8 protein-coding genes are annotated in these 12,023 nt (G+C 63.2%); 2 read left to right on the top strand and 6 right to left on the bottom strand.

From position 1 onward, the window contains the following. Positions 1–2: 2 nt before the first annotated feature. Genes VLL26_RS00420 through VLL26_RS00395 form a run of 6 tightly spaced genes read right to left on the bottom strand, consistent with a single transcriptional unit; the run spans position 3 to position 9,421 of the window. Entirely contained in the window at positions 3–1,100 is a 1,098-nt protein-coding gene (locus tag VLL26_RS00420) for a potassium channel family protein (protein ID WP_342320214.1), read from the bottom strand. Between the two features lie 37 nt (positions 1,101–1,137). After that, positions 1,138–4,425: an ATP-dependent helicase gene (locus VLL26_RS00415; protein ID WP_342319189.1), complete on the bottom strand. Its 3,288-nt coding sequence runs from the start codon at positions 4,423–4,425 to the stop codon at positions 1,138–1,140. After that, the gene (locus VLL26_RS00410) at positions 4,418–7,489 is read right to left on the bottom strand and encodes an ATP-dependent DNA helicase (protein WP_342319188.1); all 3,072 of its coding nucleotides are present in this window, start codon (positions 7,487–7,489) and stop codon (positions 4,418–4,420) included. The genes VLL26_RS00415 and VLL26_RS00410 overlap by 8 nt, the downstream gene beginning before the upstream one ends. Positions 7,490–7,507: 18 nt before the next feature. Next, positions 7,508–8,227 (bottom strand): hypothetical protein, encoded by a 720-nt coding sequence (locus VLL26_RS00405; protein WP_342319187.1) that lies wholly within the window; start codon positions 8,225–8,227, stop codon positions 7,508–7,510. A gap of 9 nt (positions 8,228–8,236) precedes the next feature. Further along, positions 8,237–9,175 (bottom strand): DUF3152 domain-containing protein, encoded by a 939-nt coding sequence (locus VLL26_RS00400; protein ID WP_342319186.1) that lies wholly within the window; start codon positions 9,173–9,175, stop codon positions 8,237–8,239. Between the two features lie 21 nt (positions 9,176–9,196). Further along, a complete protein-coding gene (locus VLL26_RS00395) occupies positions 9,197–9,421 on the bottom strand; it encodes a DUF3107 domain-containing protein (RefSeq protein ID WP_342319185.1) in 225 nt (74 codons plus the stop codon). Between the two features lie 116 nt (positions 9,422–9,537). Between VLL26_RS00395 and VLL26_RS00390 the strand changes: the two genes are divergently transcribed. Then, on the top strand, positions 9,538–10,818 hold the full coding sequence (locus tag VLL26_RS00390; protein WP_425292271.1) for a DEAD/DEAH box helicase: 1,281 nt from the start codon (positions 9,538–9,540) through the stop codon (positions 10,816–10,818). Continuing rightward, a complete protein-coding gene (locus VLL26_RS00385) occupies positions 10,815–12,020 on the top strand; it encodes a hypothetical protein (protein ID WP_342319183.1) in 1,206 nt (401 codons plus the stop codon). The genes VLL26_RS00390 and VLL26_RS00385 overlap by 4 nt, the downstream gene beginning before the upstream one ends. Positions 12,021–12,023: the final 3 nt, after the last annotated feature.

The raw sequence follows: 12,023 nt of genomic DNA, 5'->3' as shown, positions 1-12,023 counted from the left end.
GCCTACTCCGTGGGGAAGATCGACTCGGAGGTGTCCTGGGTATCGCGGGTGTGGCGCACGTAGAGCAACCGATCGCCCGGCTCGACAGTTTCCGCCTCAGGCGAATCTATGCGGTAGAGCTCACCACTTCGCACCACTCCGAGGACCACATCGGCCAGGTGCCGCGGATTGGCTCCGACCTCGTCGTCGCCGATGGGTCGCTCCGCCACGGCGAAGCCTTCGTCGGGGCTGAGAAGGTCCTCCATCATCGCCACCACCGGCGGGGTGACCGTCGCCAGTCCCAGGAGGCGACCGGCTGTTTCGGAGGAGACAACCACCGAATCGGCGCCGGACTGCATGAGCAGGTGCTGGTTTTCACTTTCGCGCACGCTGGCCACGATCATGGCACTGGGCGCAAGCTCACGCACTGACAAAGTGACCAGGACTGCGGTGTCGTCCGATGAGGGTGCGACTACGACGGAGCGCGCCCGGCTGACGCCAGCGATGTTGAGCACATCCGATTTCGTGGCGTTGCCTTGCACGGTCACTAGGCCGCGTTGTTCCGCCCCGGCGAGCACCCCAGGATCTGCGTCGATGACGACGATGCTGGTGGGGGAGGCGCCGTCGGCAAGCAAAGCGTCGACGGCTGAGCGCCCCTTGGTGCCATAGCCGATAATGACGGTGTGGTTGCGCACTGTTTTTCTCCACTGTTGGATCTGGAATGTTTTGCGGGAATCTTCGGTCAGCACCGATAAGGTCGTGCCGACCAGCAGCATCAAAAACGCGATGCGCAGCGGGGTGATCATCAAAATGTTAAGCAGGCGCGCCCCCTGAGTCACGGGGGTGATGTCGCCGTAGCCGGTCGTCGACAGTGACACCGCCGCGTAGTACACCGCGTCAATAAACGTCAGCGGCTCCGAGTAGCCGTCTTTGTCCACGTACACGACGATCGACACACCCAAGATGATCAGGGTGGCGTAGACGAAACGGCGCGTAATCAAGTGCCACGGCGAGCTGCGGGCGGTGGTGGGAATCCGCACAATGTCGAGCAGCGTGTGAACCGGGGTTTCGGTGATGCGGGGATCACCGCGGAACCTGTCGCGCCACGTCATCCGCGGCATGTAGTCATCGAGCCACTTCACGCTGCCTATCCCCTCATCATTGCTTGTCGACACCGAACTCTAACCCGCCCCGGGAAGATTCCCGAAGCAGCAGGGCTAGTTCATCATGGCCGGGTAGGTCGGCAGGACTGTAATCCTCACCGGTTCGCGCATAATAGAACACCGCACGCACCTCACGGCCATCATCCGCGATGCGGCGCCACCCTTCCCGGTAGATGGCAAGCTGCAACTTCAACGACTCCATCTCCCGTGCCGTGGGCTTATTGCCGGTTTTCCAGTCTACGACGGTCCACCCGTCCTCGTCCTTAAACACGGCGTCCATCCTCCCGCGCACCACGGATTCACCCAAGGCCAGTTCAAAGGGGTGTTCCACATGCGCCGGGGTAAGTCTCGCCCAGCGGCTCGCGGTGAAGTTTTCCTTCAGCCGCTCAAGCACGCGCTTATCGACGTCCGATTCGTCACTGCCCGGCAGTTCATCTTCGCTCAGCAGTGGCCGCGCACCGTAGAACTTTTCAATCCATTCGTGGAAGGCAGTGCCGCGTTTGGCGTAGCTATTCGGTTTAAAAGGTACTGGGCGCCGCGCACGGCGAGCGAATTGGGCGGGGTCGGCTTTGAGGGCGACAATGTCGGAGGCTGTCAGCTCACCGGGGATCTCCACAGGCACTTCGGCGCTGCTTAGGGCCCGGTGCTCGTTGATTAGTGCTGTGGTGTCGCGCTCCCACAAGCCATAGAGCTCACCTACGGCCACCTCGGGAAGGTTGCGTTGGGCGCGGCGCACCAACTCCGCGGCCCGAACCTCGGCGGGTTCCGTGGTGAAGTGTGGCCAGGTGCCCTCCTTTTCTGCCGACTCGCCTGCACCCTGCCCGTCGATATTCCCGCCGAGATCCCAGGCAACCACCTCATCCTCCCGCACCTGGTGGCGAATCTGATCGAAGTAAAGGTAAGGCCCGACAGGTTTCTTCACGCCCGGTTTTAGCGCGCAACCGGTGACGATGAGCCTGCGCTCGGTCCGGGTGATCGCCACGTAGAACAACCGCGCCACTTCCTCAGCGAGTTTGTCGCGCTGCTCATCGCGGTAAGCGTTGCCAGCCTTGTTGAAATCGCCTCGGTGGTTGATTTCAATGTCGAACTCACCGAAGTTTTCATCCGGCAGGAACTTCAACTGGGTCAAAAACGTGTCGCGCTGCGCCTTATACACCGAATCGTTGGCATGGACGACGGCGACGGTGTCCCACTCAAGCCCCTTTGCTTTGTGAGCAGTAAGGATCTGGATCCGATCAGTGCGCATGGGCACGCTGCCGGGAGCCAAACCATCCTCGTGCTCACGCGCCAACTCGAAGAAGTCCAAAAGGGCCTCCAGGCTGGTGCCGGGAAACTTCGCCACCTCATCCATCAACCTGTCAAGGTGGACCGTTCCCACGGCGCCGCGCCGGGCCAGCACCTCAGTGCGGATACCGAAAGTGGAAATGATGTCTGCGATCACATCCGGCAGCCTTTTGCCCAGGCTGCCCGTGCGCAGCGCACGCAGCTTCGCCGCTAAGTCCTTCAGGCGCACCAAACCCTCGGGGGTGTAGCGCTCCGGCTCACCAAGATCCGCGACAGCGTCGGTGAGCCCGGCGGGGCGGTCCCCGGCGGCGAGGATCTCCTCAGCCTGCTGGGCATAGGTACGCAACTGCGCACGGTAGCGGGCCAGCGGGTCGAGGGTTTCATCAACCGGCTCGGAGTGCTGTGCGCCCTGCAGGTTGGTGGCCCGGCGCGCGAGGGCATCTAAGTCTTTCAACCCAAGCCCGACGGCAGGGCCGGACAGGATGCGCAGCGCTGCGGCGGAGTCGTCGGGGCGCACCAACATGGTGGCGATTGCGAGAGTGTCAGCGACCTCGGGGACGTCGAGAAGCCCAGCTACTCCGACGATCTCGTAGGCCACGCCGCGGTTGTCGAGGGCCTCCGCGATGGCCTGGGCGGAGGCATTAGCACGAATCAGCACCGCTGCCGAGACTGCTGCACCTTGTTCCATCGCCTCGGTGTAATGCGCCGCCAGCGCGTCAGCGACGTAGGCGATTTCCTCATGGAGCGAGCCGAAGAAACCAAGCTCAATTGTGCCTTCCGGTGCTGCTTCGCGGGGTTCGAGAGCCGCCACGGCACGATCTGCGCCCGTACCGAGCAAACCCTCAGAGACGGTGTTGGCCAAGGCAAGAATGTTTCCGGGGTTGCGCCAGGAGGTAGTTAGTTGCTTCTTCGGGGCTTGTTTACCACCGGGCGGGGGAAAATCGGTGGTAAACGCGGCAAGATTGGCTGCAGTCGCGCCGCGCCAACCGTAGATGGCTTGCATGGGGTCACCGACCGCGGTGACTGTGAGCGGGTGGTCGTAGTCCTCCCCGTCGCCGCGCCCCTGCCCGAAAAGGCTGCGCAGAAGCACACGTTGGGCGTGGGAGGTGTCCTGGTATTCGTCCAGCATGACCACCCGAAAGCGGCGGCGTTGCGACTTTCCCACCGAGGGGTGATCGTGGGTCAGCTTGGCAGCCACCGACATCTGCTCGTTGAAGGTGACTACGCCACGCTCGCGCAGTTCGCGGCGGAGCGCTTCGACCACGTCGAGGAAGGCGACGCGCTGGCGCTGTTTCGACATCCAGCCAAGCAAATCCTTGGAGTATTCGCCTTGGGTGCGTGGGGACTTGGGCAAGTCTTCGATCTCTTTGAGAAAGACCTCGGTGCGCTGGCGTACCGTTTCCGGGTCCGTCAATTCGTTGCCCAAGGCGTTGACCACGTGCAAAAGGTCGCCGACGATGGTGCTTACGGCGTTGTTTGAGCCTCCGTCGAACAAAAGCTCGCCGGTGTAGTCGCTGACTACCCGGTGGGCAATCGAGTACAGCTCAGCTTGGGTGATGAGGCGCGAATCCGGCTCCACCGGCACGAGCAGGCCGTATTCGCGCACGAGCTCACCGGCGTAGGAGTCGTAGGTGGATACCTGCGGGGCGATGACTTCCAGGTTGCGGGCGAGGCGTCCCGATGGGTCGAGGCGGCGCACCAGGTCCGAGTTGGCGGCGAGCACTGCGAGCCGGTCGCGGATGCGTTTGTGCAATTCGCGGGCCGCTTTGCGGGTAAAAGTCAGGCCTAAGACTTCGTCGGGGGCGGCGAAACCGTTGGCCACCAGCCACACCACGCGCGCGGCCATCGTCTCTGTTTTGCCCGCCCCGGCGCCTGCCACGACTAGGAGGGGCCCTGGGGCAGCGCCGATGATCTCGGCCTGCTGCTGTGTGGGGAGATGTTCTTGGCCGAGGTAGCTTGAGAGCACTTTCGGCGACATCAATTCGCGCTTTTCAGACATGGGTGGTTACCTGTCCTTCCTTCTGCACTGGGCACAGCGCGCGAACTCCGCAGCGTTCGCAGTGTGACCCCGTGCGAGCGGTGAGCTGAGGTCCCGTCATTGCTGCTGGCAGCGGATTAATCCTCGCCTCGAAATCGCGCAACCTTTCGGGGTCTTTGGGGGACTGCTGGAGAACCTTCGCACTGTTCGATGCACTGTTGGGGTAAAGCAGCACTCCCCCTCCGACGGGGGCAGGTTGTTCTTCTGCCCCGGCAGTTTCAACTCGTTTGCCTTTCACGACGCCGCGAGACAACGCTAATTGGTATGCCTCGAGCTGGGGGTTTTCCTCCACTTTCTCTTTTGAGGGCGCGGATTTGCCAGTTTTTAAGTCGACGACGTGCAGCGCCCCGCTACCGTCGCGTTCGAGCCGGTCCACGCGCCCGACGATGCGCACATCCGGGCTGATTTGCACGTCAACCTCTGCTTCCACCGCGACCTGCTCGAAGGCGGAGCGTGAGGTGTCTAACCAGCGCCGGGTTTTGTGCAGCATCGCCTCGTATTCGGCCAGGTCTGCGGATGTTTTCCACGGTGGGGAGTCATCTGCAAGTTGGCGCGCCTGCATCGCCAGCCGGAGGGCTTCATCGGGATCGACCCCGAGGGCGATCGCTTCCAGGTAGGCGTGTGCGATTTTGCCCCACACGATGTTCGGCGAGCTGTCGAGTCCCACCATGCGTTCCAGCACCGAACGCATGGGGCATTCCAGCAGGCTTTCAATCCGCGACGGTGAGAGCCGGTCGCGCATGTTGAGCGCTTCGCTTGTCGACGCCCCTTTCGCCGTCCACCACTGCCCCGGATCTGCCCCGGCAACCCCAGCGTCCGTCAAGCGAGCCAATTGTCGCGCGGCCTGCGCTCTGGTCGCCTCGTCGGAGTCAGACGCGGTCAATGCTCGGCGCAGCTCCGCAATTAGCTCGTCGCGGGCCAGCACCCGAAGCGTGGGCACCACCTTTGCGCCGGTGTTGTCGCCTGCCACGGTGAAGTCCTCTGTGGTGGCCTTGGTAACTTCCAAATCGTGCGTTGCGGCGAATTCTTCGAGGAAGCGCGACGGCTCGACCACGTCGTCTTGGTGGAGGTCCTCGACGGCGGTGACTAGCAGGTGTTCCGTGGCGCGGGTGGTGGCAACATGGAAAAGTCGGCGTTCCTCTTTGAGCCTTTCTCCCTTGTGGGAGACGGGCAGGGCCGGGTCGACGTCGTGGTCAACCAGGTCGATTAGATCCTCCTGGCCGAACATCGTGCCAGTCTCTCCCAACGAAGGCCAAGACTGCTCCTGCACCCCGGCCACGACAACTAACCGGAACTGTTTGCCGCTGACTCCGTGGGCCGTCAGCAAGGAGACAGCATCCGGGGTGGCCGTGCGTCGATCGCGCACGCCGGTGGGCAAGACCTGTTCTTGGATGTAGGTGACGAAGGATTCGATGCCTGCGGAGGCACGCCGCTCCGTGAAGTCGCCGGCGGCGTCAAAAAGCGCCATGACAGCGTCCAAGTCGCGGTCGGCCTGGGAGCCAGTTGCGCCTCCCCGCAGGGCGATGGCCAGCAGGCGGTTGGACAGGTCCGTGGCACTCCACAGCGCCCACAGGACCTCCTCTACGCTTCCTTCCTCGGCGGCGGTGCGCCCGGCCACCAACACCTTCCGGGTGTGATTGAGGATGTCCAGCTCACGCTCGGTCAGCAGGTCACCGAAATCGGGCAACTCCCCGCGCATAACAAGCAGGCGGCGCAGGCTGTTTTCCGCCCGCTCTTGCGGCTCCCAGCGGCGCAGACCACGCAAAAGGCGGCGCAAGGTGACCGGGTCGGACCCCCCGACAGGGCCCAAAAGCAAGTCGCGCCACTCGGCGCTGGACAGCTCCTCATAAAGCGCCCGCAGGCCAAGCAGCAAAGAGGCGACGATACGCTGTTGACTAAGCACCACATCAGTCGGGTTCAGCGCCGCCGGCACCCCGGCGTGCAGCAGTGCCCGACGCATCGGCTCCAGCATGCCCGTTGAGCGCACTACTACAGCCATGTCGCGGTAGGCCACACCATCTTCCAGGTGGGCGCGGCGAATCCTGTCCACCACAACGGCGTCCTGCGTCGCTGGTGCATCAGCGACTACAACAGCGCGCTGCGGGCTGCGGCGGCTGGAGCCCACGTCGATGTCTAGGTGGTCAAGCCCACCAAGCGTGCGGTAGAACTTCGGGGAGGCACCGCGGAAATGAAATACCGCCTGGCCGGGATCCCCGGCGACAACGCCGAGGCGTGCCCGGTCAAGCAAACGGGTAACCAAGTGGGCGGAGGCGGGGTCGAGGTTTTGTGCATCGTCGACAAGGACGGTGTGCCAGGTTGAATCGATCGGCATGCGCGCCGCGCGCGCGACCAGCTCCGAAGCCGACAGGTAATGCGTACCAGATAGCGCCATGACCTGCTGGTACTCGCGCAGAAATGCGGCCGCAGCCACCCACACGGGCCGATTGTGACGCCGGCCCAGCTCTCCCAACGCAGCCGCGTCCAATTCGCGCTCGACGGCCCGCAACAGGAAGTCGCGCAATTGCCGGGCAAAACCCACCAAGGGCAGCGCGGGGCGCAACTCTGCGGGCCACGCTCCGCGCCCGTCCTCGTGATGCCCTTCGAGCAACTGCCGGAACACGGAGTCCTGCTCGGCGCCCGAGATCAGCCGGACCGGATCATCGGAGGCCTCGCGTACCAAGGCAAAGGCCAGGGAGTGTACGGAGCGCACCAAAGGCGCGTTGGAGGCGTAACCTGAATCAGCCAGCCGGTCCGACAGCTCAAGGCGCAAACGGGCTGCGGACTCTTTCGAAGCCGTAAGCACCAGCACTTTGCTCGGGTCAACCCCGGAGGCGATGGCGTGCAAAGCCGTGTCAATGAGGAAGCTGGACAACCCGGCGCCCGCCGAACCGCAAAGCCTCCATAACCCACGTTCGGGGATTTCCACATCCCACGTTCGCTGGCCGCTGAGGCGCTGGCGCGCGACCAGGTAAGCCAGCGGCGTGGGCGGAAGCGGAGTTCCCGTATGAGATGAGGCAGCAACCATGCTCCCCATTGTGTCAGGCTAAGCAGACATGAGAAGGCTGCGGACCCGAGCGATCTCCGAACGCTTATTTGACCCCTGGTGGGAGTCCAGGATCTCCCGGTACTCCAAAGCGCGAAGCGCGAGCGCCGGAAGGTTGGCAATGTGCGCCCAACGCGACAGCACCCGCTCATCAACAGCCTTAGCCAAAAGGCCGTCGACGACGACCAGCGCCGCAGTGTAACCGACTGGGCGCAGCTCCGCAGTCGGGGCGATATCAGTCATCAGCGGGGGCAACATCGCAGAAAAAACGCAGGAGTGAAGCAAATCTGCGTGAGCCACCTGAAGTGGCGCGGCAGTGTAGTTACCCATGTCAGCGCCACGCCACGCGGCGCGGTCCGCCTCGGCCCAACGGTCGGTGCGCGCGATGCTCGGAGCCGCAACAGAAGCCATCGCCGCGTCAAAGGCGACCGCTGCCGCAACGACCTCATCGACGCGGCTGGCCACCACACCATCGGCAAACTCACTGGCTTTAAAGCCACCCACAACAAAACGTCCATCTGTGGAACGCACCGGGCGGGCAATACGCACCCCTTCCACAGCCAGACGCTCACGCACCTTCGCTGACCACGCCGCCGTGGAACTGGCAACGGAGATGACGCTGCGTCCATAGCGGACGCCGTTGTCCCAGGCGGGCCCCGCCGGGACCCACACCTGCGCCTCTACCTGGAAGGCGGACAGGACATGCTCGGGAATATTCACAGTTTGAGCCTACAAAACTGCCGGACGCGGGTAGGGCCACGGGTTAGGCAGGCACGTTGCCGGATTATTCGGGTAGACCTCCTCCGGGTCGATCGCGTGCAGCTCCGCATTACTCAAGCTGATGGTCTGCTGCATCATCACCGGGGCTAACTGTCCATCTCCCGGGCATGCTTCATGGGCGGCGAAGCCAATCGCGTGGCCGACTTCGTGGTTGATCAGGTACTGCCGGTAGCGCCCGAGGTCACCCTCGAAAGGTGCCGCGCCGCGCACCCAGCGAGCCTCGTTGACCACGACGGTACTTTCCCCCGTAACCGTAGTGCGGCAGCTCACCTCCAAGCCGAGTCGGCCGGCGCAGCGCTCGCGCGTCGTCTCCAGAGACGTGAGCTGGATGCGCAAATTGGGGTTATCAGCACCCGTGACCCGCTCGAAACGGAAACGGGGATCATTGGTCCAACCGCGCGGGTCGGCGAAGGTGGCGTCGATAAGCGCGGCGAACGCATCCTCGCCACCGTACACCGCAGCATCAAGGCCGTCTTCAATCTCGACGACGTAGCGCACCGTCTGCTCCTCACCTACGCCGACCATCGCCCCTGGCCTGCCCACCTCATGGTAGGTTCCCGCACCACGCTCCGTATACGGCCCACCGGGAGGAAGCACATGGCCCTCCACAATTCCCTCCGGCCGCTGCGCAAGCTCGCGGGTCGGCTCTGCATGATTCGCATGCTCATGAACGCCTGGCACATCCGCAGACCCACCAACCGGCGCGGAAGCGATCACGCCCTCCCCCGGGTTTTGCGCAATGTTAAGCAGCACAAAGGCGCTCACAACGGCAAGAACCGGCAAAGCGTAAGCGCGCCATCCATACTCACGCGCGAAACGCACCAAAAAGGGCTCTTTGGCCTGCGGTTGATCTCCCGCGGCCAAGTGCCGCCTGTGGCGAGGGGTCATGGACACTCAATCTAATCGGGCCTAGGAAGTGAAGCCAACCGCACGCACGGTGCCGCTGCCGACCTCAACATAAGAAATGCGCTCCGTGCGCACAACGAACTTGCGGTTCTTCTCATCAGTCAAAGTCACGGTCGGCTCGTCGGCCGCAATGGCGCGGGTGACCTGGTCGAGCACCTCATCTTGCTGGCCTGCGCTAGAAATCACAAGCTCGCGCGGGGTGTCTGCCAGACCAATCTTGACGTCCATAAATCACGTTTCCTTCGTCTCATTCCTGCAAATGTTCAATTACCGCTCACTGCGCAGTCTCCGCGGGCGAGCAGCGGTAGCCCCCATTGTAACGACCTACCGCTAAGATAATGTCCGTGTCCAAGCCAGCCGAACGAAAGAAGCACGAGCCCACATTCGCCGAGCTTGGCGTCGCCGCGGAAATTGTAGACGCACTTTCCGAACTCGGGATCACCCACACTTTCTCCATCCAAGAGCTGGCCACCCCCCTAGCCCTCATCGGCCGAGACATCATCGGCCAGGCCCGCACAGGCATGGGCAAAACTTACGGTTTCGGCGTCCCCCTTGTAGACCGCGTCTTTGACGATGCAGACATCGACGAGCTCGACGGCACCCCCCGCGCGCTGGTTGTCACCCCGACCCGCGAGCTGGCGGTGCAGGTGGCCGCCGACTTAGAGGCAATAGCGAAGTACACGCCGCTGCGCCTCACAGCAATCTACGGCGGCCACAACTATGAGGATCAGATCGAGGCGCTGCGCGGAGGCATCGATGTGGTCATCGGCACACCTGGACGGTTGATTGACCTTCACGAGCGCGGTGAGCTGCGCCTCGACCGGGTAGCAATACTGGTGCTCGACGAAGCCGACGAAATGCTCGACATGGGCTTTTTGCCGGACATCCAAAAACTGTGGGCAGCCCTCGGCTCGCCGCTGCAAGCCATGCTCTTTTCGGCGACGATGCCCGGCCCCATCCTTTCGCTGGCGCGCTCCATGATGCGACGCCCGACCCACATCCGGGCTGAGGCGAACGACTCCGCCCCCACCCACGAGACAACCCGCCAGGTCGCTTTCCTCTCCCACAGGATGGACAAGCCACAGGTCACGGCGAAAATCCTGCAGGCCGCAGGCCGCGGAAGGACCATTATCTTCGCCCGCACGAAACGCACGGCGGCCGAGGTGGCCGAGGATTTAGCGGCGCGGGGCTTTGCCGTCGGCGCGGTACACGGCGACATGGGCCAGTCCGCCCGCGAGCAGTCCCTCGACGCCTTCCGGCGCGGTGACGCGCAGATTCTGGTGGCCACCGATGTCGCGGCCCGGGGCATTGATGTAGACGATGTCACCCACGTCATCAACTACCAAACGCCGGACGACCCGATGACTTACGTTCATCGCATCGGCCGGACCGGGCGCGCGCTCCAATCAGGCATTGCAGTTACCCTCGTCGGCTATGACGAAGCCCACAAGTGGGCCGCGATCAACGCTGAGCTTGGCCTGGACATGGCCGATTTGCCGTCGTGGTTTTCCACCTCCCCGGAGTTGCACGAGGCCCTTGACATTCCTTCAGACGCCGGCCACAGGGTGGGCCCGGCGAAGAAACTACAAGGCGTCACCCCGCGCCGAGACAGGAGACGCCGATGACACGGCCGTTGCGCCGCACACGCGGCGATATGGTGGCAACCGGAGTTATCACGGCGTTGAGCGCTGTGCTTGTGGCAACCGCCTACTTCACCGCGCCGATTCGCGCCTCTCATTTAAGCCCCGCTGAGCACGAAATTGCCGCTGCCCAGCAAATCGACGTTGCCCCTACTGTCGTGGAGGAAAGATTTACGCTTGCCGACGCCTCCCCCCGCCAGCGACCCCTCGTGGCCGAAGGGCTCATCATCACGTGGGCCGATAAAACACTTACCGCCACCACCCCTTCGGGCGAGACCGCGTGGACGTATCAGCGCGATCTCGACCTGTGCGCACTTGACCAGGCGTGGGGAAAGGTCGTCGCAACGTACCGCGGACCGGCTGGCTGCGGCGATGTCGTTGCCATTGATGCGCTAAGCGGCACCTACGCCAAGACACGCTCGGCAGTGGCCCCCGATCAGGTGGTGGGGATTTCCTCCAACGACCGCATCGGCTACTTCTCTGCGCAGCGCACCGAGGTGTGGCGTTCTGACCTCGTGCGCACCGTTGAGTATGGCCATGTGGAGGCTCCGCAGGAAGACAACATGCAACCCAACGAGTGCCGGCAAACCTCCGCGCTCACACGCACCGATCTTCTCTCAGTGACAGAAGATTGCGACAACGGTACTTTCCTAAGGTTGCAAAAAGCCACCCCGGAAGATTCCCGCAAACCGGAGCTTCATTCCAGCGTGGACATCCCTGCCGGTGCCTACCTAGTAGCCACTGGGCAGGAGGCCGCGGCCATTTACGACCCGGCGACCTCTACAATCACCGCCTACTCTGAAAACGGCACTGAAACGGCCTCCTCCCCGGTGCCACCACTTGACGGCGCGCACATGGTCGACGGGAGTTTGCGCGTGTTGATCACCGCGGACCTGCCACACCACATGACCTACTTCGAGGGTGGCACCCTGGTCCTTTTAGAGCCGGAAACACTCAAAGTGACCACAATCCTTGAGGAAGTCTCAGGCAGCGGCTTCGCCGTCGAAAACCGCCTCATCCACGCCTTGCCAGAAGGTCTAGCCGTCGTTGACTGGGACACCGGTGTGGTGGAGCGAATCATCCCCGTTGACCGCGGGGACTACACAGGAGAGGTCCATGTGGATGCTGCGGGTATGGGAATCGTCGAAAAGCGAGGCGACAAGGTCGTCTACCTCAGCGCGCAGTAAAAG

Origin of the sequence: Corynebacterium sp. BD556, from assembly GCF_038452275.1 — a bacterium.
Taxonomy (GTDB): domain Bacteria; phylum Actinomycetota; class Actinomycetes; order Mycobacteriales; family Mycobacteriaceae; genus Corynebacterium; species Corynebacterium mayonis.
Note: the sequence above shows the minus strand (reverse complement) of the source record. Positions and strands in the feature narration are given on the sequence as shown.

Coding starts and splice junctions, on each gene's coding strand:
- VLL26_RS00400 (WP_342319186.1), bottom strand. CDS start 9,175: ATGACCCCTCGCCACAGGCGGCACTTGGCCGCGGGAGATCAACCGCAG.
- VLL26_RS00395 (WP_342319185.1), bottom strand. CDS start 9,421: ATGGACGTCAAGATTGGTCTGGCAGACACCCCGCGCGAGCTTGTGATT.
- VLL26_RS00410 (WP_342319188.1), bottom strand. CDS start 7,489: ATGGTTGCTGCCTCATCTCATACGGGAACTCCGCTTCCGCCCACGCCG.
- VLL26_RS00415 (WP_342319189.1), bottom strand. CDS start 4,425: ATGTCTGAAAAGCGCGAATTGATGTCGCCGAAAGTGCTCTCAAGCTAC.
- VLL26_RS00385 (WP_342319183.1), top strand. CDS start 10,815: ATGACACGGCCGTTGCGCCGCACACGCGGCGATATGGTGGCAACCGGA.
- VLL26_RS00420 (WP_342320214.1), bottom strand. CDS start 1,100: ATGCCGCGGATGACGTGGCGCGACAGGTTCCGCGGTGATCCCCGCATC.